Source organism: Ruminococcus sp. YE282 (assembly GCA_900101355.1).
GTDB classification, from domain to species: domain Bacteria; phylum Bacillota; class Clostridia; order Oscillospirales; family Acutalibacteraceae; genus Ruminococcoides; species Ruminococcoides bromii_A.
Genome location: FMUV01000001.1, coordinates 162,362 through 185,739, shown reverse-complemented (window position 1 = coordinate 185,739; position 23,378 = coordinate 162,362). Strand labels below are relative to the sequence as shown.

The 23,378-nt window shown below is 40.7% G+C and carries 29 protein-coding genes, 9 tRNA genes, 1 other RNA gene, 1 pseudogene and 1 riboswitch; all 40 genes and pseudogenes read right to left on the bottom strand.

The genetic code is table 11. The features are described 5' to 3' along the window. Nucleotides 1-3 precede the first annotated feature (3 nt). The gene (locus BLP46_RS01050) at nucleotides 4-2,238 is read right to left on the bottom strand and encodes a TerD family protein (RefSeq protein WP_092974253.1); all 2,235 of its coding nucleotides are present in this window, start codon (nucleotides 2,236-2,238) and stop codon (nucleotides 4-6) included. Between the two features lie 202 nt (nucleotides 2,239-2,440). Beyond that, nucleotides 2,441-2,516: transfer RNA gene (locus BLP46_RS01045), tRNA-Lys, on the bottom strand. A gap of 138 nt (nucleotides 2,517-2,654) precedes the next feature. Further along, a tRNA-Ile gene (locus BLP46_RS01040) sits at nucleotides 2,655-2,729 on the bottom strand. 96 nt (nucleotides 2,730-2,825) lie between these two features. Further along, nucleotides 2,826-2,896, bottom strand: a tRNA-Phe gene (locus tag BLP46_RS01035). A gap of 3 nt (nucleotides 2,897-2,899) precedes the next feature. Continuing rightward, nucleotides 2,900-2,973, bottom strand: a tRNA-His gene (locus BLP46_RS01030). Nucleotides 2,974-2,978: 5 nt separating this feature from the next. Beyond that, nucleotides 2,979-3,341, bottom strand: coding sequence for a hypothetical protein (locus BLP46_RS01025; protein WP_092974250.1), 363 nt, complete (start codon nucleotides 3,339-3,341; stop codon nucleotides 2,979-2,981). Nucleotides 3,342-3,359: 18 nt separating this feature from the next. Then, a tRNA-Gly gene (locus tag BLP46_RS01020) sits at nucleotides 3,360-3,433 on the bottom strand. An 89-nt stretch (nucleotides 3,434-3,522) separates the two neighbouring features. Next, nucleotides 3,523-3,598 (bottom strand) — tRNA-Glu (locus BLP46_RS01015). Nucleotides 3,599-3,775: 177 nt separating this feature from the next. Then, a tRNA-Gly gene (locus tag BLP46_RS01010) sits at nucleotides 3,776-3,850 on the bottom strand. A gap of 517 nt (nucleotides 3,851-4,367) precedes the next feature. Further along, nucleotides 4,368-4,767, bottom strand: a transfer-messenger RNA (tmRNA) gene (gene ssrA / locus BLP46_RS01005). A gap of 168 nt (nucleotides 4,768-4,935) precedes the next feature. Further along, a tRNA-Ser gene (locus BLP46_RS01000) sits at nucleotides 4,936-5,031 on the bottom strand. A gap of 351 nt (nucleotides 5,032-5,382) precedes the next feature. Then, nucleotides 5,383-5,456 (bottom strand) — tRNA-Gln (locus BLP46_RS00995). A gap of 433 nt (nucleotides 5,457-5,889) precedes the next feature. Then, the gene (locus BLP46_RS00990; protein ID WP_207645189.1) at nucleotides 5,890-7,311 is read right to left on the bottom strand and encodes a reverse transcriptase domain-containing protein; all 1,422 of its coding nucleotides are present in this window, start codon (nucleotides 7,309-7,311) and stop codon (nucleotides 5,890-5,892) included. Between the two features lie 224 nt (nucleotides 7,312-7,535). Further along, complete coding sequence (locus BLP46_RS00985) at nucleotides 7,536-7,898, bottom strand: four helix bundle protein (protein ID WP_092974247.1); 363 nt, start codon at nucleotides 7,896-7,898, stop codon at nucleotides 7,536-7,538. A 16-nt stretch (nucleotides 7,899-7,914) separates the two neighbouring features. Beyond that, the gene (locus BLP46_RS00980; RefSeq protein WP_092974244.1) at nucleotides 7,915-8,568 is read right to left on the bottom strand and encodes a hypothetical protein; all 654 of its coding nucleotides are present in this window, start codon (nucleotides 8,566-8,568) and stop codon (nucleotides 7,915-7,917) included. A gap of 193 nt (nucleotides 8,569-8,761) precedes the next feature. Further along, nucleotides 8,762-9,148 carry a phosphoribosyltransferase family protein gene (locus BLP46_RS00975; protein ID WP_092974241.1) on the bottom strand — a complete coding sequence of 129 codons (387 nt, stop codon included), beginning with the start codon at nucleotides 9,146-9,148 and terminating at the stop codon, nucleotides 8,762-8,764. A gap of 143 nt (nucleotides 9,149-9,291) precedes the next feature. After that, nucleotides 9,292-9,816: pseudogene (locus BLP46_RS00970) on the bottom strand (cysteine hydrolase family protein); the annotation flags it as partial. 44 nt (nucleotides 9,817-9,860) lie between these two features. Beyond that, nucleotides 9,861-10,142: a RyR domain-containing protein gene (locus tag BLP46_RS00965; protein WP_092974235.1), complete on the bottom strand. Its 282-nt coding sequence runs from the start codon at nucleotides 10,140-10,142 to the stop codon at nucleotides 9,861-9,863. Between the two features lie 124 nt (nucleotides 10,143-10,266). After that, nucleotides 10,267-10,884 (bottom strand): hypothetical protein, encoded by a 618-nt coding sequence (locus BLP46_RS00960; RefSeq protein WP_143000421.1) that lies wholly within the window; start codon nucleotides 10,882-10,884, stop codon nucleotides 10,267-10,269. A 94-nt stretch (nucleotides 10,885-10,978) separates the two neighbouring features. Beyond that, nucleotides 10,979-11,974 carry a site-specific integrase gene (locus tag BLP46_RS00955; protein ID WP_092974228.1) on the bottom strand — a complete coding sequence of 332 codons (996 nt, stop codon included), beginning with the start codon at nucleotides 11,972-11,974 and terminating at the stop codon, nucleotides 10,979-10,981. Nucleotides 11,975-12,053: 79 nt separating this feature from the next. Next, on the bottom strand, nucleotides 12,054-12,434 hold the full coding sequence (locus tag BLP46_RS00950; RefSeq protein ID WP_092974225.1) for a type II toxin-antitoxin system PemK/MazF family toxin: 381 nt from the start codon (nucleotides 12,432-12,434) through the stop codon (nucleotides 12,054-12,056). 175 nt (nucleotides 12,435-12,609) lie between these two features. Further along, nucleotides 12,610-12,807 (bottom strand): hypothetical protein, encoded by a 198-nt coding sequence (locus tag BLP46_RS00945; RefSeq protein WP_092974222.1) that lies wholly within the window; start codon nucleotides 12,805-12,807, stop codon nucleotides 12,610-12,612. A 178-nt stretch (nucleotides 12,808-12,985) separates the two neighbouring features. Then, entirely contained in the window at nucleotides 12,986-13,435 is a 450-nt protein-coding gene (locus BLP46_RS00935) for a hypothetical protein (RefSeq protein WP_092974217.1), read from the bottom strand. A 12-nt stretch (nucleotides 13,436-13,447) separates the two neighbouring features. Beyond that, nucleotides 13,448-14,398: a tyrosine-type recombinase/integrase gene (locus BLP46_RS00930; protein ID WP_092974214.1), complete on the bottom strand. Its 951-nt coding sequence runs from the start codon at nucleotides 14,396-14,398 to the stop codon at nucleotides 13,448-13,450. A 92-nt stretch (nucleotides 14,399-14,490) separates the two neighbouring features. Beyond that, on the bottom strand, nucleotides 14,491-15,048 hold the full coding sequence (locus tag BLP46_RS00925) for a hypothetical protein (protein ID WP_092974210.1): 558 nt from the start codon (nucleotides 15,046-15,048) through the stop codon (nucleotides 14,491-14,493). 317 nt (nucleotides 15,049-15,365) lie between these two features. Beyond that, a complete protein-coding gene (locus BLP46_RS00920; protein WP_092974207.1) occupies nucleotides 15,366-15,575 on the bottom strand; it encodes a hypothetical protein in 210 nt (69 codons plus the stop codon). Nucleotides 15,576-15,587: 12 nt separating this feature from the next. Continuing rightward, nucleotides 15,588-15,917, bottom strand: a complete 330-nt coding sequence (locus BLP46_RS00915; protein WP_092974204.1) for a hypothetical protein — start codon at nucleotides 15,915-15,917, stop codon at nucleotides 15,588-15,590. A gap of 7 nt (nucleotides 15,918-15,924) precedes the next feature. After that, nucleotides 15,925-16,092, bottom strand: a complete 168-nt coding sequence (locus tag BLP46_RS12900; protein WP_167669132.1) for a hypothetical protein — start codon at nucleotides 16,090-16,092, stop codon at nucleotides 15,925-15,927. 15 nt (nucleotides 16,093-16,107) lie between these two features. Then, nucleotides 16,108-16,428: a hypothetical protein gene (locus BLP46_RS00910; RefSeq protein WP_092974200.1), complete on the bottom strand. Its 321-nt coding sequence runs from the start codon at nucleotides 16,426-16,428 to the stop codon at nucleotides 16,108-16,110. A gap of 47 nt (nucleotides 16,429-16,475) precedes the next feature. Then, a riboswitch (SAM riboswitch) is annotated at nucleotides 16,476-16,581 on the bottom strand. 71 nt (nucleotides 16,582-16,652) lie between these two features. After that, nucleotides 16,653-17,489 carry a hypothetical protein gene (locus tag BLP46_RS00905; protein ID WP_092974197.1) on the bottom strand — a complete coding sequence of 279 codons (837 nt, stop codon included), beginning with the start codon at nucleotides 17,487-17,489 and terminating at the stop codon, nucleotides 16,653-16,655. 203 nt (nucleotides 17,490-17,692) lie between these two features. Beyond that, nucleotides 17,693-17,920, bottom strand: a complete 228-nt coding sequence (locus BLP46_RS00900; protein ID WP_092974194.1) for a hypothetical protein — start codon at nucleotides 17,918-17,920, stop codon at nucleotides 17,693-17,695. Nucleotides 17,921-17,923: 3 nt separating this feature from the next. Then, nucleotides 17,924-18,388 (bottom strand): hypothetical protein, encoded by a 465-nt coding sequence (locus BLP46_RS00895; RefSeq protein WP_092974191.1) that lies wholly within the window; start codon nucleotides 18,386-18,388, stop codon nucleotides 17,924-17,926. 127 nt (nucleotides 18,389-18,515) lie between these two features. Beyond that, on the bottom strand, nucleotides 18,516-19,682 hold the full coding sequence (locus BLP46_RS00890; protein WP_092974188.1) for a DNA polymerase III subunit beta: 1,167 nt from the start codon (nucleotides 19,680-19,682) through the stop codon (nucleotides 18,516-18,518). Between the two features lie 9 nt (nucleotides 19,683-19,691). Continuing rightward, nucleotides 19,692-20,192: a hypothetical protein gene (locus tag BLP46_RS00885; protein WP_092974185.1), complete on the bottom strand. Its 501-nt coding sequence runs from the start codon at nucleotides 20,190-20,192 to the stop codon at nucleotides 19,692-19,694. A 16-nt stretch (nucleotides 20,193-20,208) separates the two neighbouring features. Next, nucleotides 20,209-20,535 carry a hypothetical protein gene (locus tag BLP46_RS00880; protein WP_092974182.1) on the bottom strand — a complete coding sequence of 109 codons (327 nt, stop codon included), beginning with the start codon at nucleotides 20,533-20,535 and terminating at the stop codon, nucleotides 20,209-20,211. A gap of 2 nt (nucleotides 20,536-20,537) precedes the next feature. Then, nucleotides 20,538-20,876: a hypothetical protein gene (locus tag BLP46_RS00875; protein WP_092974179.1), complete on the bottom strand. Its 339-nt coding sequence runs from the start codon at nucleotides 20,874-20,876 to the stop codon at nucleotides 20,538-20,540. Beyond that, the gene (locus tag BLP46_RS00870) at nucleotides 20,876-21,262 is read right to left on the bottom strand and encodes a hypothetical protein (RefSeq protein ID WP_092974176.1); all 387 of its coding nucleotides are present in this window, start codon (nucleotides 21,260-21,262) and stop codon (nucleotides 20,876-20,878) included. Before BLP46_RS00870 ends, BLP46_RS00875 begins: the two co-directional genes overlap by 1 nt. Nucleotides 21,263-21,270: 8 nt before the next feature. Continuing rightward, entirely contained in the window at nucleotides 21,271-21,582 is a 312-nt protein-coding gene (locus BLP46_RS00865; RefSeq protein ID WP_092974173.1) for a hypothetical protein, read from the bottom strand. Continuing rightward, on the bottom strand, nucleotides 21,582-22,535 hold the full coding sequence (locus BLP46_RS00860; protein WP_092974170.1) for a hypothetical protein: 954 nt from the start codon (nucleotides 22,533-22,535) through the stop codon (nucleotides 21,582-21,584). Before BLP46_RS00860 ends, BLP46_RS00865 begins: the two co-directional genes overlap by 1 nt. Nucleotides 22,536-22,666: 131 nt before the next feature. Further along, nucleotides 22,667-23,125 carry a SprT-like domain-containing protein gene (locus tag BLP46_RS00855; RefSeq protein WP_092974167.1) on the bottom strand — a complete coding sequence of 153 codons (459 nt, stop codon included), beginning with the start codon at nucleotides 23,123-23,125 and terminating at the stop codon, nucleotides 22,667-22,669. Nucleotides 23,126-23,378: the final 253 nt, after the last annotated feature.

The window sequence follows — 23,378 nt, the reverse complement described above, 5'->3', positions numbered from 1 at the left end:
GTATTATAACAGCTCTCCGACAAGAAAATCGAAGTTATAGCTGTCTATAATCGGAACTTCCGTTTTGTCGCGGAGTGTGCGAGAAGGTAATCCCGTAACCTCGTCAACGGTTTCGACAACCTCATAAGGAATCGTCTTATCATTGTCGAAGATAATATCCGCCGCGTTTCTGTCGGTGGTTATCTCACCTCTTGCAAAAGCATTGAGGTAAACCAACTCATACAGATTGGGCTTGTTGAAATGAGTGAGCGCATAGCAAGTAGCAGTTGTACCTTTGAGATTGCTTTCAAGGTTATTGCCGCCCAATCTCGTCTGTGCAATGCGGAGGTTCATATCACACCAAATGAATTTGCGCTCCACGCAGTCGAAGATAACGGGAATTGCAACGTCACTCTCGGAAGTGAGGTCAATCTTCATCTCAACCGTCTTTGGTTCAAAGATTTCACCACTATCAACGTCCTCACGCTCCATCCAACCGAATCGGCAGTTGGGCATTTCAGAGAACTTCTGCCTTGTGAAACTGTAAACCTGATAGACGATATATCTTCCTGCATTTCTTGCAACGGAATCAATATCCACATCAAGGAACTCAGCCACGCCGTCGCCGTTTACAGACCCGCCGTTCGTGATGTCGCCGGAATGACAAGCGTTGTACTTCTTAGAGCGGAGATTAGTATAGGAAACGTGTTCAACGTAGTTCCAATTCTCATCATAGATTGCCGCTGAAAGGTCAATGTCAACTCTGCCATCGTACATATCATTGCTACCCATATTTGTCCACCAAATAAATCCGCGAACAGCTTTTGCCTTTGGATTGATGGGCAACTTACTTCCGCGCACAACGATTTTATTCGCGGAACTTGCGCTTCTCTGGCTGAACGGCACGAGATAGTTCTTGAAATCGGGATTGATATAAACCTTACCCATAGGCTCTTTCGTCTTGAACTGCGCGACCAAAGCCTTGTTGCAAGTATCAACAATTTGCTGACAAGCGGTGACAGAAATTGCCGGCAGGTCATTCGGGATAACCATAGCTTTTGCAACATTGCCCTTCGGGAAGAACACTCTTATAGGCATTTTCTCGCCCTTGCGCTCGATAAAGTGTTCTCTGACCTGCAACAGAACAGGAGTTGAAACTTTCTCCGCGACTTCCGCAAACGCAGCCGTGATATATGCAATGTGCTTTTCATCGCTATCTCTGAGCAACTTGTCAAGCTGTCTTGCAAAATCGCCGGGTCTTGATTTCAGCATATTTGCCGCCTCAAGCATATCGTTTTTGAGAATAGCTGCCTGAACCTTGCCAGCCATAAACATAGGCTTCTTCTCGTTGCGGAAGGTATAGAAAGCACCTCTGACGTTGTTGTACTTCTTCATATACCAATACTCGCCAACGTGGAGCATTTTGCCAATGTACAACCACTCATACTTATAGCAGTACAAATCCTCCAAGATATTTCCGCAATTTGCAAGTAAGTTCATTATAATCCTGCGTTCTGCTCGACGAAGGTTTCTGTACTGAGTCTTTGTCGCAAGGCTGATGTCGCCGTCAGACAATGCAGTGACCAAACGAAGAACATCTGTCGCAGTTTTGAAATATTTTTCGATATTTCGGCTGGTTTTAATCGGAGTTTGCTCAATAATGAGTTTTCCCAAGAAAGCAACGTTTTCTTTGAGCGGAATCTCGTCCGGCAAAAATTCTGCATAATTTGGCATATTTTTTATGCAAGTTGCTATGTCATTTCTGTCATTTTCAGACAGATTTGTAGGAGATTTAAGCAAATTTTGCAAGATTTCGCCTACGTTCTTGCAATTTCCTGTCGATAAAACCGTCATTTTATTGTCATCAATTAAAGGCAGTCTTTCCTGCTTCTCGTACTGCGGGAGAAGCGTTCCAAACGACCAATAATGAATAATGGCGTTAATGAACAGTTCCGCATCGCTTGCTTCCATTACCTGCTGCGGGAAGTTCGGGTACATAGGATTGTACTGAACGTCTGCGCCGACAAGTTTCTTCAACTCGGGAATGAGGTCACGATAGAATGACTCTAACTCCGCGCGGTTATAGTGAAACAGAATTTCAAGCACATCGCGGGCAAACGTAAATCCAAGTGACTGAACATTTTTGAGGATTGCGCCGACCATTGCCTTTTCACTGTCGGTCTGTCCATAATCCGGGTTTACATTTTCGAGAATGAGCTGATTTTTTCTTCTCAACAAAATTTCATTTAATACATTCATTTCTTTTTCTCCTTTTTTGTTTTTTAATTTCGCGGGAATTGCAAAAACTATAATTTCATATGGTCGAAATCCACCTCTGTATGTGAGACGGAAGAAGGAAGTTTCTACATAGCCGCTAAAAAGGTAACGGGAATTTTGCAATCTATGAGTGGTATCGGATTTACAGTCCAATGATAGAAGGAAGATTACAAATAGCCGTCTATGGTGTGCGTAGTCAGGCTCGAACTGACAATCTCTTGATTAAAAGTCAAGTGCATTACCAATTTTGCTATACGCACAAGTATACTCCTCGTCTTTCCGAGGTGCCCAACACTTTTTGGCACTCAACCAAGTTGTATTACACTTGTTTCGCATCCACAATGTCGCGAATCACTGTGAGAGGTCTTGTGAGTTGGGCGTATGACCTTCTAAAGCCCAACCGATGGGTGGAATCGAACCACCGACACCGCGGATTATCCGTCCGCTGCTCTACCTGACTGAGCTACATCGGCGTATACCTTTGTCTTTCCAAAGTGTCAACGCGACTTTCCACGCGGTCATCGTGCTTTCCTCCGATTTTTCGGCAACGCACCACACAAATTTTATGTTGGCGAGGCAAGTGTCGAACTTGCGCCTCCACCCTTCCGGTGGTGTTCTTTACCCATTAAACTATCTCGCCATATGGGTGGAAGTGTAGGGGTCGAACCTACGCTAATAGCGTCACAAGCTACCGTGCTACCGTTACACCAACAACCACATATTTAATTGTATTCCGTTCCGCAATATTCGCATTGATTTCCGTGTAATACTGCGCCACAGTTCACACAATTTGTTGGATAATGTTTTGGCTTGCTAATATTATCATTTGTAACTTTCTCTATATTAAGCATCTCTCTCATTTCATTCATAGTAAATCCGTTACAACCCAATTTGAGACAAGTTTCTAACAACTCATTTATATCGCTATCGCCATTCACAGTTTTATCCATAACAGGAGTATGTGGAATACTATGAAGTAAGTGTTCGTGACATTGTTTCTCTTTTTCATTTTGGATTATTGCACTAATAATGATTATTAAATTCAGTAATATAGGAACAACAAATGTAATTATTATTTCAATCATTTTCAGCACCAACCTATATGGAGCGAATAAAGGGATTTGAACCCTCACAATCAGATTGGGAATCTGATATGCTACCATTACATCATATCCGCAGGTTGCTCGTCTTTCCGAGCCGCCAAGATGAATTTATTCCGAATCCAAGAATAAACTATCTAATGAGAAGAAGTTCAAAATGAACTTATGGTAGCGGGTGCGGGAATTGAACCCAGCGTCACGCGATTGAAAGCCGCGTATCTTAACCTCTTGACTAACCCGCCACATATATGCCTCGTCTTTCCGAGGTGTCAGATGGTTATTGGTTGTCAAATCCCTACGTCAACCACCAATCGCGGATAGCTTCTTGACCGTAGTGCTACCAACTATGCTGCTAATTATACGAGCCGAACAGTTCACCCCTTATAGTTGGGGAGGTCTTTCACCAGCTCAATCAGCATTGGAGCAGATAACGAGATTTGAACTCGCCCATTCAGCTTGGAAGGCTGATATGCTACCAGCTACATCATATCTGCAAATTGCCCGTCTTTCCGGGCTGTCCGGAGTCGTAAAAACAACACACCCACCACCAACTCTTTTTAACGATGTGAGTTAGGTTCATCGGGTGAATACAAAGATTCCACTACCACCAATCCTTTTTATAGATGTGGATTTGGTTCATCTTTCTTCAAAACCTGGACTTTCCCACTGTCCAGCGACTCCCTTCCCTCACCATAGTTGCTCACGTTATTACTAACTTTATTGCCTTCGTAATGCACGAAATACGTGCAATCGGGGGAGTCCCTGATGCCCTTAGTCGATTCTCGTTTCAAAAGGAACAGGATGGACTACTTATCCTCGACATATAGCAACTTCTCTGAATTTCTTCTCCATCACTTATATCAGTCCTGCTATTCCGCACCGCATCCTTTAGAAACATAGCCGGAATCAACCTCTTTCTATCCGGCATTGGCAAAACCCTCATTTCCCTTTGGCATTACAGTAATATGCCAAATTAGGAAAGCACACTAACAAATTGCCTAACCCTATAACTGGTGGAACTGACGGGAATCGAACCCGTGTCCAAAACACATACCCACACTAACTCTTTTCACGCAATAGCCGATTTTGCTCCGTGGCAATCTGCAAACCACAACATTGTTTTAATTCGCGGGAAACGAATGGAGATGTAAGGAATTACACCCACTCCAACACTTACCTTTTACGGAGGCAAGAAACCGTTGTTTGCTATTCTATTTCCGTCCGATAAGTTAGACCGAATAGCAGGTGCTTATCGGAATCTCACGCTACGGCTCTCTGACCGAGAACTGCTAAAAGCGCGGGATGAAGCGTAACAACAGTAGTGTCGTTTATTTTTAAGATGTACTTTAAGGATGTTACATTCCTGCGAAGTTATATGTTTTCTGCGCCCTGTCGAATCTATTTCAGCCCCATATATACGGTTTTTCTTACTCCATTTCTTCACGCGAAATCCTCTGCGAAAAACCGCAAAATCCAAGCATTTTAACACGCAGCCGCTATCTCAGCATTGTCTGACTGACAGACTTCACGCCCGCTTCTCATTGGGCATCGCTCGTTATTCTGGGTCAACGAGAACCATTGGCGGCGCGGGTGAGACTTGAACTCACACACCGAGATAAACCCGGCTACTATTGTCTTAGCAGGACAACTCCTTACCAATTAGGATTACCGCGCCATATAACCCGCGACTTCCGCCAAAGTCATAATATGTGGTCGCTCTTTGCGAGCCGCGAGCCATTAAATTTATTGACTATTGTTATCTTTTGCGGTTGAAAGTAGGTTGTCATCCTAATCTGTGTAATCAATATCTCGCAGCCAACCCGGAATATGATTACTTGTAATCTCCGATATACAAGGCACGAATCCTGCCTTACCCATTCGCTTTCCATAGGTCAGAATGAATAAACTTCCCTCGGCTTAAATTGAAACCGTACTCCACGCTCTTATTAAGTAAAACGCGCAAACCTTACTTCCGATAAACAAAAGTATGAAAACAAACTCTTTTGGCTAAAGGCAGTTCGACCTCTGGCTGGGCTATCTGGATTTGAACCAGAGATGGCAGAGTCAAAGTCCGCTGTGTTACCGCTACACCATAGCCCATTGAAAATCGAGCCATAGGACTCTCACCTATGGGAGTAGAGGTTGATTCAACCCGCGCGTAGTATCATCAACGGTTTTCTTCTATTCTCATTTTCCTGTCACTACTTTTTCATAATCTGTGCTTTTAAGAGATTTTCTTTTCAGCCAGAACCAGCAGGAATCGAACCTGCTTTCCGCGCTAACTATCGCGCGATGCTAAACCAAACTACACAAGGCTCCTAATCTCTGCCGCCCGATAGCGAATTTGTACGGATTCAGCTAACGGTTGTACGTCGCGGCGCACTTCATATGGCTCTATACTCACTACTCGATTTATATTTTTTGTGCTATTTACATTAAAGATTTTAAGAATTGCCGACCCACATCGGCTTCTCTTGACTACATTTAGAATTATACCACAACTCTAAAATTTTGTCAATATGTTTTTTGCTATTTACATTAATTTTTTTTTGAAAAATTTTATTTCAACGGTCACTCCCGCTTTTTTGGCGGTTTTAATCATATGCCGTGTTCCCTTGCTCTGACCATCCCAAAATGCCAATACATATCCCTCACAATCATTTTGCTTGATATAATCCAGCATTTGAGTATTGCGAATATATCCTGCACTCCGTCCAAGGTTATTCCAGTCCGCAGGAAAACGCTTTAATTGAATACATTTCTCTCTTGCGTATTTCTCTCCGAGTTGGTCTGCTCCACGGGCTGCACCACTAACAATAGTAAATCTCCTATTCTGGTGGTCTTTGATAAATTTAGACAGTTGTTTCTTTAGAAATTCGTAATCATTGAAATCTCTACTTCCGGCAATAATTATTCTTAATTCTGTTTTCTGCTCATTCATTAATTCATCCATAAATAAATCCATTTCATAAATCAGTTTAAAACAATTACCGTGAGAAGCGTGATTTCGCCACGATTGATATATCTCATTAAAGCGTTTTCTCTCCATTCTGCCATCAAAAACTAACTTTGCATATTTTCTCAAACGCTTTTTAATATGTCTTTTGTTATCACTGTTAAGTTTGCGGATAATCTTGCCCTCCTCGGTAAGATATGTATGAAATCCGAGAAATCGTATTCCCTTACTCATTGAAACAATCTCGGTTTTGTTATTCAATGTTAATTTGAGATTAGCCAAATATTTTTTAATTTTAGCCAAACATTCTTTGAGATATTCTCTATCATCAGAAAGTAAATAAAAATCGTCCATATATCGACCATAATACTTGCAACCTAATTCCTTGGTTATGTAATGGTCAAGACCGTTAAGATATATAAGTGCGAAAACTTGACTACTTTGATTTCCGAGAGGTAGACCATCACCATCCACACTGTCAATAAATGAATTACAAATCCATTGAATATCCTCATCAGTAAATAATTCTTTAATCAATTTCTTCATTACATTATGGTTAATTGAATAAAAGAATTTAGTTATATCACATTTTAAAATATAACCATTACAACCGCGTTCGGAATAGAAATCTAATAGATGCTTCGATAATCTATCCAAACCAAACAAAGTACCTTTGCCAATCTGTCCGGCATAATTATCAAGTATAAATTCATTATTAAGTTTTGGTATCAACACATAATCGCATAAACAATGTTGTAATACCTTATCGCGAAATGAACCAGATTTTATAATTCTTTCTTTTGGTTCTTTAACTACAAACTCTGAATACGGCGAAATTCGATATGTATGGTTTAAAAGACGTTGCTTCATTACATAAAGGTTTTCGAGTGCCATAATATTAAATCTCGCCGCACTCTTTATCTTACCTTTGCCTTTTAACGAAACAAGGTAAGAATTATAGAGATTCCCAAAATCAGTAAGTGTTTGAAAATCATCCATAATAATCTTTTGTATTTATCCCAACCTCCGTGAGAAAGGTTATGCGCTCTTTTGATGATGTGGCGTACTCCTTGTAATCGCTGTTGTTGCGATTTATAGTCCTCACTAATCCACCAGAACGGGCGCACACCGTAAGTCCAGCCACAGTCATTCCAGTTCGGAACACCGTTGGAATTGACGTAGCAAACGTTGCGAGCAACAGCGCATAACCTATATGTATTAATTTATGTTTTTCTCCAAGCGAGCGACATAAATTTAACATCGTGTGCTAATCGTGTCCATTCCTCGCTTATTGCAAAACTTATTAGTTTTGCGTGCAAACTATATCTTGTTAAACTTAAAAATTTGTTACAAGTCGTAATTGCTTTAGTTTGTAAATCATATTTTGTTGTTCGGTGTTGCAGAGTATCCGCCTTGAATGAATTAGCATCAATTAAATTACTATATATATCAAGAGCGTATTCTTGCAACTTGTCCGACAACCTGCGAAATCTAACAGGATAATGATGGCGGTTGGTTGTAGCATCAAACACCGCAAAATACAACTTTTCCGCCTTATTTCCTATCTCAAATTGTGATTCGTCCATTTAAGAGTTCAAGATGTCAAGATACCAAGACAGAAGATTTCAAGATACAAAACGGGCGCACACCGCAAGTCCAGCCACAGCCACACCAGCTCGGAACACCGCTGGAACGGACGCAGCAAACGCTGCGAGCGTAATCCTTATCGAGAACAGTTACGTCTGTTGCTGTCCAGAACGTCTTGCCAATCGCGGGAAGCTGCTCACGATAGCGGCGATAATTAGCCATAGTAAGAATTGATACATTATCCTTACATACAATGCCCTTATTTGAACCATCATCACACATAAGATTGACCGTATGGGGAATGATATTGTCTGCTCCCACAGCTTTTACAAGTCCCCTATAAAATTCGCCGTTGCAATAATCACGCACATAACTCTTGCGATAGTCGCCGGAAGTACCAAACTCCATTGTTTTCGCAATATCCTTTGTAACAAGCGCAGTTGTTTCGTTTGCGTGACCGAGGACGATGTATTCACGTTCGCCAATAGTTGCGGTTTCACCAGGCTTATACTCTGAAAGCGGTTTGCCATTTGGCTTAACATCTACGATAATTGCAACAGAACCGTCCAAATTATCTTTAACCTCAACATTGACGTTGGACGAATTGTTGATTACATTAAATTTCATATTATATACCTCTTTTTTTAAAATTCTGTTAAGAAATTTCATATTAATTACTCCACATAAACCGTTATTTTCCCATTATAAGGAAATGTCGGCATTGGTAACAGCTTAAATATATTCTTTTCGTGCATAGCGACAATTCGCTCTCTTATAATACTGTCTGCACATACTCCTGTGCGGATATACTTATTCAGAACAGCATATGAGAAACCGATAATCCGAGGATTTTGCCAGTCTGCTAGTCGCGATTTTTCGCGGCGTATGCACATTCCAAGCCGTAGCTCTCGGAGTATCGTTTCGTTGCGCCCTCATCGGGATAAAAAGCCATCAGCGGACTAAACTCAATTTCATAATATATTTTCTGTATTGCCTTATCACAATAATATTCGGGAGATTCTACGATGATTTTATCAATCAGTGCCGCGCTAACATTAGAACGAGGGTCTAACACAAATACTCTATCGAAATCAAGAGAGTTGATGAACTCCGCGAAATATTTGAGTGTGAATACGTCATTTTCTCCTTTTACTCTATCCTGCCGAGCATTTGGGATATACGGCATATCCAAACTGACATTATATCCAAGATTTTTAAGGTGCTTAGTCAAGAATAGGATTGCCGCCATTTCCTCATCGCTCTCGTAGTTCCAAGCAATGAGAGCATACGCTTATGATGATTCTTCTAACGAAATATTGGGAAGATTTGGTATCAGGCGCAGAGTTCCGTCGGGAAATCTCGACAAAGTGATTTCGTCGCCCTTAATCCTAATCATTTTGCTACCTCCAAAATATCAATCTGACGCATCTTCATTGTGGTAAGTGCCGCATCGTGGGTTTCGGGAGTTACGCCCGCGCAGCAAGACGGGTCAACGACAATCTGGGCTTCGAGCAGAAAAGCCTTCGCCATAATCGCGTTACTTGCAACGCAAATGTCCGTGCATAGTCCGATAAACTCAACATACTCATAACCGATTGCGCTAATGTAGTTCATAAGGTCAAGCGAACCGAAAGTATCTTTTAGGAATGAAACGCCCTGAAATACCTTTGCATCCATCTTTTCTTTGACAGCCTTTGCAACCTCCGCGCGAAGTTCCCAACCGTCCGTATTCTGTACGCAATGTACGACCGGCAAATGCTTGCCCTCGTTGGCTTCAAGGTAATTTTCGCCGTGAGTGTCGGCAGTAAAAGCGATGTCGCCATCCCAATCGTTGATTTTGTTTACCACGTTTGGCACGATTTCCACAGCTTCGGAAGTTCCGAGCGCACCGTCAATAAAGTCATTCTGAAAATCTACAACAACAAGTAATTTTTTTCATTCTCTGTTCTCCTTATGTATTATTATACCTTTTCGATTTTGTAGCCCAACTTCATAATGAGTTTGAGTGTTTCCATCGCGGTATTGCGGTCGTATTCCTTTTCGGAATCGGACAAATCTCCATATGGAACAAGACAAGGATGTTGCTTTAGTTCATCATTTCTCGTTTCGCCATATGTCCATCCCTCTTTAACCCGACCTTCCGTCCATACATCGTGGACGCTCTCTGTAATTTTCTCGCCCAACTCAACAATGTCAGGACTTAGTGTAACATCTGCCGTATCGACAGGCTTTGGTACATACATTATAATTCTCCTTAACGATAGTAATTATTGTTTCGCGGAATAATCCATTCGTAATCCCGCCATCTTATGTACAACATATGTGGATATATTTGGATTCGCGGCTTGTTATAATAAAGCCATAGTTTTAATTTCTTCGTTCCGACCACCCCGAAAATAACTCTGTGAATTTGCGCGGCTTATACACTTTATTCTGTGCCTCCGCCACGCTGTCCGAAAGTGCCTTGATTGCTTCTTTGGATATTGGGCAGCTCTTTATCTTTTGCAAAACCTGCATTTCGTTCTTGTATTGCCGGCGTTGCTGAAGGAGATTCTGCAACATCTTGAAACATATCCAACCTTGATAAGCATTGAACTTACCAAACTCTATATAATGCTCAACATCTACAATCTTTTTGTCCACGTCGCTCAGTTTTTCGGAGAGTTCACTTGTGCGATTATCCGTCCCGCCGAACAGGTCAAGCAACTGCATAATCCGCTTTTGCCAATCCGCGATTTCGTTGTTTTCAATTTCACGAAAGCAAATTTCGCTTTGCCGCTCCGTTTCAATCTTTTCAACGATTTCCTCTGTCTTGTGGTACTCGGGCATATAATGGCTGCGGATTGACGTTGTAATTGAGTTATTGAGAACATTCATTGCGCGTTTCAAGTCAGGAAACTTATGTGCCGCGTTTGAGCTTCTTATTGGTATATACTTATTCCCGCTCTTATCAAGCGTGATGTAACTTCCTTCTCCATTTGTCAATACATAATATCCCAACTTCTGCACCTCGTATTAAATGTTTTGTGATATTTATTTTAATTTGTTTGTGTTAGGCTGCCTTTCGACAGCCCAACTTTTATTCTTCTTCTGGTTTAACAAACATTCTCAGCCGCCTTTTCAAATGAGATACGTTTTCATATTTGAAACCATACTCACGCGCGGCTTGCTGCAACTGCTGAACGGCTTCGCTATCATAATTAGACAAGAGCATTTCATTAACTCTGCCCTCGCCAAATTTGCCGACCAAATAATCATAGAATCCAAGCAAATAAAGGTTGCTATAATTGATATGCGTGTTATACTCATTGTTTACATACTTGCATAGATAAACATTGATATTCTCACGCATAACCTTCAGCGGTCGTTCATCAATCTCATCCGCCTTGCTTGCTCTAACAATGAACTTGAAATAACTTCCGTGCCAGCTTGCCAACACAAAGTTCCGCCAACCCTCTAATTCGGTCATTGAATTAAACTTTGTAAGCAAATTATAACATCTGTCCGACAAATGAATTGTCTTGCCCGGCAGGAGAACAGCCTTCATCTTGTGGTTTACATCTTGTTCCTGCATTTCCACGATTTCAGTTGCGTTCTCAAATCCGTTATAGTAGAGCAACATAATCAATTCGATATAATCCGCGCGGGCTTGATTGTCGCCTGAGTGAAGTTTGCATATAATATCCTCAACCATTTCCCAAGAAAAGCGTTCCTTGTTTTCATAGAGCCGATTATACAACTCTGTGCCGCGCAGTTTGGGATTGCGGAATGGATTTTTTATAACTTCAAATTCTTCAATGTAGTAATCAAAAACTTTGCGGTATATGACTAACACTTGGTCTAACGAGTAATTGTTCATTACTGTGTTCGTTTCCGCGCTGTTCCTGCGTGTTTTCATATTAGACAAGAAGCCAATTATCTCATCAGCATCCATATCGACAATTTCTTTGCCGATTTCCATTTCATACTCATATAATTGTTCTTCTCTAATTAGTTTTCGTTTACTTGCGTATTTCGCACCTTCGGGGCTTCCAAAGAAACGGTCTAATAACTTTTCTGTTGACACTTTACCCATAATTCACACCTCAAACAGATTATTACACATACATTATAGCAAAGCCGATTATAAATGTCAATCTTTTTTGCTATTGTTTTTAACAACCCGCGAAAATCGGGAACTGAACGATAATCGCCCTGCCGATGCTCGCCAAGATTGCGTGGTCGCTAATTGCTCCGATTTTTCTTTCAAGACTTTCAATGGAAACCGTTGTCGTCTGTTCGACCATCATTGTGCTTGGAGTTTTTAATCCGAATATTGCGTAATTCCAAAGTTCAACGTGAACTGGCAGTTTCCTCTTATTCATCTTGGATGTAATAGGAATAACATTTAGCGTGGAGCTATATGTATTATTCTGATTGTTAGACAGAATGAACACAGGTCTATAACCACTCTGTACGCTTCCGCCCTTGTCTGTGAGATGGCACATCCACACTTCACCAAATCGAGGGCGAATCTTTTCATTAATCTTTAACATAAATCCGCACCTACCTTGTGTAAGAATATGTAACCCGCGTAGGCTGGATTTAGTGCCTCTATGTGAATTATTCAGTTGTCAGTTGAAAAGCATTAACACTCCTTCCACCCGTCGGGTTATCTTGTAACACTATTGTAACACAAGGTAACAACTTTGTCAATATGTTTTGTGAGATTTATTTCAAAAATTTTTCTTCAAGTTCCGTAGGTGTTCTTGCTCGTCCGAGTTTCTGTGCTTTGCCATCAACTATTTTATAAAGGTAGTAATAATCTCTGTTGTTGGTTTTCGCCGTGATATGGTAAACCTCGCCTTTTTCAGAGGTGTATGTCACCCATATTGTTTCCGTTTTCGGGATTCCTGCGATTGCAGTCATTTATTCCTCCGTATAACCGATATTAGATTTGCCGTATTAAACAGCACAAGCGTTGCGTTTAACCCGCCTAAAACGATTTGGAAAGGTCTGTCTGTTGCAATCCCAACATATAAACACAACACAGTTGCAGCCACACTTAAAACAAGTGCAAGGACAATCAGAGCGATTGATGCTTTCATTATCTCACCTCACTTTTGCGATGGAATAACCGATACCAAAAATGACTCATACGCTCAGCTTCTTCTGCTTCTTTTTGCTTGCGTTCTTCTTCCTCTTTTGCAAGCCATTTCTTTTCTCTATCCATAAGATATTTTTCACATTTGCTTTGATATGCAACATTGACAACCTCATAATCATCACTGATAATGCGAATTATATCTTCCGGCAAAAATGTGATAATAAATTCTTTCCCAGATACCCTTTGAATACAACGAATAGTGCCTTTCATAGACTGAAATTCAGAGTATTTATTCGCAGGGATTATCGCTTTTAACGAAACATTGTTACCCTCTCTAATTAAATCAAACTCAACGCTAATTCTTTCGTCCTTCCACTTAAATGGAGTATTCAAAGAGTATTTTTCGTTTTCGCTATAAATACAGCCATCAAGTAAAAAATTATTATACATACAAAATATACCTCATTTCTGCAATCCGTCAATCATAGCGAGAAGATTATTCATAGCCTCAAGGTGAACGGCGGGGTCTGTCGTTCCGGCATTATCCGCGCCAGCCTTATAAGCCATCTTGATAACATCTCGCAGGTCGTTTACGTCAATACTCACAACAGGAGCTTCCGCGACTTCTGTGAATGTCTTTTCACCCGTCACATAATCATCAAAGAACTCGCCCATATCGTCGAAATACTGGTCAACCTTCTTCTTGGTTAATCCAATGTAGCTCTTTGTGGTTTTTGTGTCGGAATGGTTGTAGATAGTTTGCAGAAGTTCCATCGAGTCATAATCGCCCGCGTGGAGCATACGAGAAACCATACCGAAAGTCTTTCGTGTACTGTGCGTTCCGACGTTATACTCAACACCGAGTTCGTCCGCAGCTTTCTTCAAGCAAAGGCGATAAGCATTATAAGAAATAACTCTACCTTTGTAGTTTCCGCTCGTTTGAACAAATACGTAGTTCTGATAACCGTTATCCGCAGGATTCACGCCCGTTTTCTCGACATACAGATTGATTGCTTTTCTTACTGCCGAGTTGATGTGCGGGTTAGCAAGTTTATCTGTCTTGTCCTCTACGATTTCAAGCAAATCCGCGCGGAATGTACCGTTTGCATTAAAGAAATGCTCCCATCTCAGTGCAAGCGTATCACCTGCGCGACGTGCCATATTGATACCGATGACAAAAGCAAGGTAGCACTCCCACTTGCCGTGGTCTGCAAACCAATCCATAAATCTGCGGATGTCGCTGACCTGAATGGGATAAACCTCAGACTTTTTGCCGCGCTGCTTGTTGCACTTTACGCGCTTGGGCGTTCCGTCCTTTTTGAGTTTCGGCTGTTCCGCCGGAGCTTCCATATAAAATTCCTGATTCGGGAAAAGAAATGGAGATGTAATTGTAAGTGTATTAGCGTTCAACATTATAATCACTCCTAAATGTTTTTTACTATTTACATTATACCTCCGATTCTTTCATTTGTCAATAGAAATATGAAAGTTTTTTGCTATTTATTTTAGATTTTTTGATATAATCCTTTTCGCTGATTTATTCTCATTTTCGCAAGAAGATTTTTAATGTATAAATTACCACGCTTTATAGTTTTTAACTGCTGCTGGCTCAACTCTAAATCGGCTAACATCTCTTTAATATAAAATGTTTCGCCAATAGACTTTTTATCAAGCCATTCTAAAACCCTTTTAACATTACTTTTGCATTGTCTTTGTCGAATTTTAAGTTCAGGCACAACAACTACTTTGCCATCACGCACATAGCGCAATATAATCCATTCAAAATGTTTTGGCAATAAACTATTTATACCATAATTAGATTTATCCTTATTTTGACGGAGAAATGTTTCATATAATGAAATCAAATGGCTTTCTAAAGCATATGCTTCGCTTTTATTTATCACCTCGATATAATCAATGCGATAAAATCCATTTTTACACCAATCATCTTGGTAATTATGGTTATATACACGCCTCATCAATTCGTTTATCGTATTCCCAAAATTCACGCCAACATATTCAAATTGGTCTGTCATTATATTATAATATCTATATACAAACATATCTCACAATCATTTGTGCTATTTATTTTACTTGCGTTTATTTGCGGACGAGATTACACGTCCCGCCCACATACTATATATTGTGTTTGGTTTTTCTTATACCACTATATATTGTGGTTATTCCGTCGATAAAAAACATATTTTATTTGCAGTCATTTGCGGGTGAGGATTTGCACCTCACATAAGACCGATTATTACCAACACGAGCCTCTTTGCTATGGCTACTACGCCTACAAGTTGCAAAGGGTGGAATCGAACCACTGTCTGTCTCTACCTCTCGTTATAGCGTCTACCTATTCCGCCACCGCAAACAACTCTTAGTCCGTTTGAATATCGTTGAGTTTATTTTTCAACTCTTTAAGACATTTATCACAAAGCCTAATACAAATAAATGAACCGCTGCCGTTTTCGGTGGAAATATGCGTTAAATAATCAACAGTATCATTCCATTCCGATTCATAATTCGTTGCTCCGCAATTATTGCAGTTAAAAAATTTTTTGTCTGTCCGTCTTTCAACGTTTAACATTCATAACACCTCTTAATCGAAATACACCTGTTCGAGTAAAGCCTTGTTCTGAGCTTCAATTTCAGCCGCGCGGTCGGACTGTTCCTCAATGTATTCATCAAGGTTGTCATAGTAGGAATTTTCGTCCTCAAAGTACCAATCTTCCCACTCGCCGCTTTCTTCATTGAAGTATTCCAAGCCGCCCGTGTTGGCATAATCCGGCTTAACATTGTGGTTATACCGGAAACAGTCATAGGTCGCAAGGATATTCATTACCTTTTGACCTTCTTCGGGCGATTCGACAGGAATGTAAAAGGCTTCCATTGGAACTTGCGGAATCCACCACACTCTCAGTTTTGTCATAATAACCTCATTTCTCATTTATTATTGTTCGCGCTTCATCAAGATATTTTTGCCGTGCCTGTTCTTTGGTATATCCATAGTATTGCTTAATTCCTTCCAATCCATAGATAACCCAAGCACCACGGATATTTTTCTCGATAAAGAATATTATTCCTCTACGCTGAATCTTCGGCATTGCTTGACCTTGATATTACTGCTTGTATTCATAGTTTTCCGCGCCGGTTAGATACTTCTCATAGTCCACGCGGATTAACTTCTGGTCGCCAATCTTCTTCGCTCCGCTGCCGAAAGCAATCCTGCCGTTCGCGCCGACAAAGTTGATTGTCTTGTTTCCGTTGACCGCCATAATCTCAGCATAGCAGCGTTCCGTGGGTTTTGCGCCGTCCGCGAAGTTAAAACCCTCATCTTCGGCTTGCTGAAGGAACTGCTCGCCGACCTCTACATTGGCAAGAAATACATATACTCTGCCATTCTTTTTGCTTAATTCTTTGATTGTTCTGTTGTTTGTCATTGTTTCAAATCCTCTCTAATTTATCTCATTAGAGGTGTAAAAGATTCCCATTGGTTCTATATCATTGTAGCGATACAGACAAGCATTACCACCTTGCCACTCGGTAGGTTGGTGTACGGTCATTGGGCTTGTTCCCTTACGCACTCTTAATGGTCTTTATTATTATATCACGGTTTTCCGCGAATGTCAATAGAAATATAAAAGTTTTTTGCTATTTATTTTAGTTATACCTCGATGTTATTCCATCTTTTGTTTCGGTCATATTTCCACTGAATCGTACCGTCGCTCAGTCGGACAACGACATCCTCAATGTTATCCAAAGACAAAAGAAATTTTCTGTACTGTTCCCTATCCGTTTCCGACATAGAGATTTTCGACAAGGTTCTGTCAATCTGATAGATAGACCATTCCTCATCCGACATCTCGGACTCGATTTGTAACTGTCGCTCCTCTGCTTTGATTACTTCCTCGGCTTCTTCGTATGTTTGGTAAATCTCATACGTTGCCTTATATGTATTTAGCAATGGCGTAGAAAACGGCGTACTTCTCTTGACAATCTGCCATCCGTCACCTTTAGAAAAGTTGGTTTCGATATTACTATAATCCACGTCGCGACGATTAACGATAAATCCGATGTCAATAGCTCGCCTAACATCCTCGGCTTTGCGCGGAGAAAGATGTTTAGCTTCTTCCGCGACTTCGGGCGGGTAAGGCAAATATGTCACCTTATATAATTCCGTGTCATACGTCCAGTTCTTCGGTAATTTCTTGAATGGCGTAGGAAATTGCATTTGGTCAATAGGAACGCCGTCTATGGCTCTTTTACGCGGAACGTCATATAGTGCAAGGCTGACCGCGCCGGGATAATGAAAGTCAATAGTTCCAAAATCAACTCTCCGTTTACCTATTGAACCGCTAATAAAGAACACTACCATTCCTATTTTCAACTCACGGTTGATTTTATCTAATTCAAACTGCCGTCTTGCTTTTTCCGCCCAATCGTAGCCAAGAGCCTTCCGCTCGGCTTTGGTCGGGTCATAATCATAAAGAGTGTTAGTCATTTATATACCTCGTTTCTTTGCATTACCACGGTGCTTTTTCATTCAAACATTCACACCATAAATCTTTATATGCCGATTCAATTTCAGCCGCGTATTCGTCTTAACCTTTTTCTTCCATAAGTTTCCGATAACTCACAAGAAGGTTATACGCAGCCTTTACAGCTTTATCGTGTCTATGTGATTTCTTTCTTGAATCTTTCATTTTATCCTCCTGCATTAAATACAAAAGTGATTATTACACCACATAGTATTGTTAAAAGTACAAGCAAAAATAACCCAAACATCACAATCAATGTGATTAATAGCCATTTTGATTCCAAAAAACTGATTTTATCAAGTATTAATTCAATCAATAAGCGGAATATAATATATGCCCCTGTAATTATTCCACCAAAGAGGAAACAAGTAGCTATTCCTATAAAATTTTCCATAGTTTATTCCTCCGTAATTGGTATAACAATATCTTTGTTTAGTATCAAAATGCTATCACAATCCCAGCCGTACAGACACCAATACAGGCTATCAAATGCAAATGCTCCAACTTCATCGCTCAGACGATAATCAATAGCGTCATAACCCAAAGACATTATTTCTTCAAAATCAGGTTTATAATCAACGATTCCAGCTTTGCCGAGCATTGGCATAGCTTTTACATCATCTGCACATAGTAGAGTAAGGATTTTTGCATTTTCTGCAATCGTGAATTTGAAATAATTATCCGCTCTGTAATGGTCGGTACGGTAATTCTCACCTTCACACCATCGTTTCCAACTGTATCGAGCACCAACTTCGGAAGCCCATAACCCGCCAATAGGCTTATTTCGCGGATAACAATTTTGAATTGGTGTAAAACGCTCTTTGTCGAATTGTTTTGAGCCATAATGGATGTATGTTTTCATTTAGTTTTCCCCCCCCCATAAAACCCACTAAAAACGGACAAACTATTTAGGAATATAATATCATTCCTAACTTTTTTTCTCCGCAAAAACCGCGCGTAGGACACGCTTAAATCGAAAAGAAAGCCATTTATGCAAAAGCGTTCCTCACATACGATTCTGCATCATCTTTTACGTCGCCTTCCATCCTGCCCGGCGCGACCAATCCAACATAATTGTCGTTGTAAAATTTCCACGGAGTAATCTCTGTTCCGCACTCAATGGTAATATCTGTGCCATTGAAAGTTTTCATAATATCATACAGATATTTGGAATCCAACAGAATATGGAATCCTTCGGGCAAATTCCCGCCCAAAATATCCACACAACCTGCCGTTCGGAAATCAAACGTCCTCGTGGTCGTCGCAAGTTTTCCGTTAAGCTCAATACAATGAATATGCGTTTTATCCTTTGAAACCGCAGCATATTCCTTTGCAATAGCACACAATCCCGCAGAGTCCGCGCTGAAGCTGAATGAGTGTTTATAACTGCCGTCGCCATCGACAATCCGCGCAAAAACGCAGAAGTTTCCATCAATAACCTTCGTTGCGAGGACATAATCGTAGCCAACATAAAAGATATATTTGCCGCCGTCCTCATAGTAAAGTTCCAACGAATTTGTTTCTGCTTTGATATTGGAAACTTTCTTCAACATTTTGTATGTATAGCCGGGAATTACAGTGTCGAATGTCCTTCCCTGTTCGCACCACGGGTTTAAGAAACTCAATGCGTGATAACCGTCTATTGCGATAATTCCATACTTGCCGCTGTTGATGTTATATCCCGTGTAAATAACTCTTGCGGGGTCAGGACTCAAGCAAGGCGCGAGATTTTCCAAAACCTTAATGAAGTCTGCTTTGTCCGGCACGGTCATAATCGCGGATTCGCGCGGAGGATTATTCGGAAACTCGGGCATAAGTTCATTCTGAGATTCGGGATAACAAGGTATCTCATTCTTTTTCTTTCCGTTGGATGCGCTGAATTTTATGCCGTCCCGCTCGAATGTAACATCGCCGCTGACTGTGTACAGTTTCTTAATGCTGCTGAGTTCGACAATAGCAGTTCCATTCTCGATTACCTCAGTGTTCGCCGTGATGGTTACATACGCCTCAAGGTCTGTCGTTCGGAACATAACAGTGTCATCGTTAGCAATAATCTGCACACATTCAAGTATGGGCAGAGGTGATTTCTTCGCAGCAACAACGGCTACGCGCTCGATAATGTTTTTGAAGTCTTTAGCTGAGAGTTTGAATTTCATAATTTCTCCTTAGACCGGCTGCTTCTTTTGCGCCGGATTGTATGTATAATTTTCCACGAATTGCCTGACCGCATTTTTCCCTTGATACACCAACATTTGACAAAAGAAATAATCAATGTATTCGACGGATTCGATTTCCTTCGTTCCGCTTGAAAGAGTTATATATCCTTCAATGTCGTTTTCAAAAGATTTTCCGCTCTGTTTACAGTATTTCTTTATTATGTTTTCAACTGCCCACTTAATCAAACGATGGTCGCTTTTTGTAAAGTCGCCAAAACATTCATAACAAAGATACGATGTGCGAGATTTTTCTTTTGAAACATATTTCAGCCTATCCATCGGGAATTTCCGTCCGCAGCATCCGCAAGTTCTGTTTTGATTTTTGTTTGCCCTACTTTGGCATATCGGGCAACGCTTAATTACATTTGTATAGCTTTTGTCAATCATAAAAGATTTTCCGCAATCCTGACAAATCACAGAAATGTATTCGTCGCTTTTATTAAATGGCAAGGTTATCACTTCCAATCTACTTCATATCTTCTCTCTTGTAATAGTCGGCATAATTTCCATCGCGCAGGAAGTGTCCCAGTTTTTTTATTTCGTGTATTTCTAACTCCTGACCCGCGCGACTACCCTTCGTATAGACTAACCGCTGTCTTATGATTTTATCCGATTCACTAAGCCTTCTTGTGTGGATTCCAACGCCGAGCTTTAGCATATTTTTTGCTCCGCCGGTTTTAAGGATATACGAACAAATTTGTTTCGTTGCTTCGTTCATATGGTCATTCGTCAATGGAACGCCCAAAAACAATTTATCGCAGAGTTCAAAATATCCAAAACAGTTATAGACCATAGTTATTCCTCCTTGTTGAAAACATAGGGAACGCCAACCCGATAAGGATATAACGTAAATGAATTGCCCGACCAAGTATGAATAGCGTGTTTGCTCGGCTTATCGCGCCTAATAGCAACGCGCTTGTTATCTCTGAACATATCGGCAATCTGCGGCGCATATCCGTGATTTTCGATGAAGTCAACCAAATTAAAGATATACGATTTTTCCGTTACCTTAACATCAATGACTACTTGATATTTCAAAAGCGGCGTTCCCTGTGATGTTGTATATGCTTTTCCAGTGCTGAAATCTTCGTAATATTCCGTTGAAACATATCTGCCGGATGTAATCTCTGACATTACAATTCCTCCGTTAAGCCCTTATAGTGTCGCATAAGAATACCAACTGTCGTGTCGTTCAGATAGTACACATTCTTTCCGATTTTCACGCGCCTATTCTCTACCATATCCGCGACTTTTTCCACGAACGCTGCGGCAGTTTTAACACTTGCAAGTGCCGTTTTGACATATGATGCCTGAACGTGCGGCAGATAATATTCCGCTGACCAAATATTGTTTCTGAGTTTGGATAATTTAACCACACAACAGAAATCATTTATCTTTTTTACGCCCTCGATTTCCGTGGTTTCAGTCTCTTTTATGATGTCATCCCGCGCGGATTTGAGCAATTCAGATATTGATTGCTCTATCCGCAGAATTTCCTGTAAACTTACAATGTCGTTCATTTCACACCTCATATCCAAGCATCAGCAGCGCAAACGCGGGTATATTTTCCAACGACCTGCATAGGCTGTTTACATTCGGGATAGCCCTCATCGCATTTTCCAAATTCTTCGCCAGAGCCGCAACCGCAGAGGTCAAGTCCGAAATGGTTTACGCAATGATTGCAACAGTAACTTTCCGGCAACCTCTCGATTTTGCGGAGGTCGATGTTCGGGAAGAACTTGCGGAGATTTTTCTGCTTGCAAGAATAAGCATCGCCGTTATTCGTATATAACGTGATTGCTCCGCAGGAACATTTTTGATATTCAGTAATGTTTACCATTATGCTTCCTCCCTCTGATAGATTGCTTTGCCGCGATACATAATCTTGACAATATCCTTTGTTGTCAGCCTGTTCTGGTTTTCTCCCCATCCTCTGTCTGTCGCGCCGATTTCAAAGAACATTCTCTTTGCTTCTTCGCCGTTCATAAATACATAAGTAGAGAAGTAATCAAACTTGCGGATTAACACTCTCTGAATGTTCTGCGGAGAAATCTTTGCCGATGACTGCTTGTTGTGCTTTTCAAACCACACAACAACGTTCTTCGCTTCGGTGTTCCTGATTGCCTCGGCAATTCTCAGTTCGTAATCCTTAACAACGTCGTGTTCTGCGATATATCTTGCTGTCGCAACTTCGCGGGACTTTCTGCTGTTGTAAATTCCTGCGCTTCTGTTCACACATTCTGCGAAAATTTCCTGTTCGTTTTCAAACCCGGCAAGGAGCTTCGCAATGTCGTATTCAGTTACTTTGGAATCCCTGTCAAGCTGACCTTTGTGCGGTTCGCCGTTTCCGAGAAGTTCAATCCTTGCAAGTTCTTCAAGCCTTGAATCCTCATAGCTGTCCACGCCTGTCGGAACAAGGTTTTCATAATAGCGCGGGAAGAACTCGTTTGTGAGTTTTTCATTGAGTTCATTGTAATAGTCGCCAAGCCATCTCACGCCATCTGGTAATTCTTTGCCAGACCTCGTAATTTCATAGTCGCTGAACATATAAGTGTCAACGATATAAACCACATTATCCGCAGCGATGGCAACCACCTCAAATTTCTTATCCAAATGAACAAAGAAATCCTTGTCGAAACCATACTCACCATAGATGTATGTTGCCTTGCCGACGGTATCTTTGATGAGGTGGATAATCTTGCCGTTCTCACCGAAGGTTGTGTTTGTTTCTTTTGAATTGCAAAACTCAACTAATTTATTAATGTTGTCATATGCTCTTTCTAATCCTGTCATAGCGATAACCTCCTAAAATGTTTTGTGATATTTATTTTACCCGATTTATTTATGAGCGGATGTCCGCCCTTTACTGTTACCTATTCTACCACAAGTTTTATAACTTGTCAATATGTTTTGTGAGATTTATTTTAGATTTTTTGAAAATGTCCGCCGCAGCCGGTATGGATAAACCTTTCGGGATTGCGCGTAAACCTACTCGCTCTTGCCCTGCCGATTACTTTACCGCATTTCTCACAGCGGAACTGATACTTATATTCTATCTGTCTTGTGGATTCAATAACTCCCTTATCCTCCGCGCTGTCAGTCCTTTTAATTTCATAACCATAGGCTGAATAAATGCGGCTTGCAACAGCTTTCCAATTTGCGCCGTGGTTCATACATCCGTCTACGCTATGCGCCAGCTCGTGCAAGATTGTATTCATCAGACCGTCCTCGCTGTTTTGCTCGTCAAGAAGGACAGCATTGATATTGATTGTATAACCGCCGGGAACTTTTCTACATTGACCCCAACGCTTTTGTGCTCGTGTGTTCACAGTGCAATCAATAATGTTTCCATATTTAATGCCGATGGAATCCAACATATCCATAGCCTTGCAACGTACTCTGTTAAATCTCTCATAACATACACTCCTTTATATTTCTGTAACCAAACCTTGATTACAATAACCAGTATAACATAATGTTCATAGTATGTCAATACCTTTTTGAAAAATTTTTTGTGTGATTTACATTAGATATGAAGAAACCACAGGAAATAGCTCTGTTATTGCGAGAATCGCTCTGTATCGCGTTTTTATAATAAAGGAATGAAATTACATTAGTGAATAAAAAGTCCGTCAG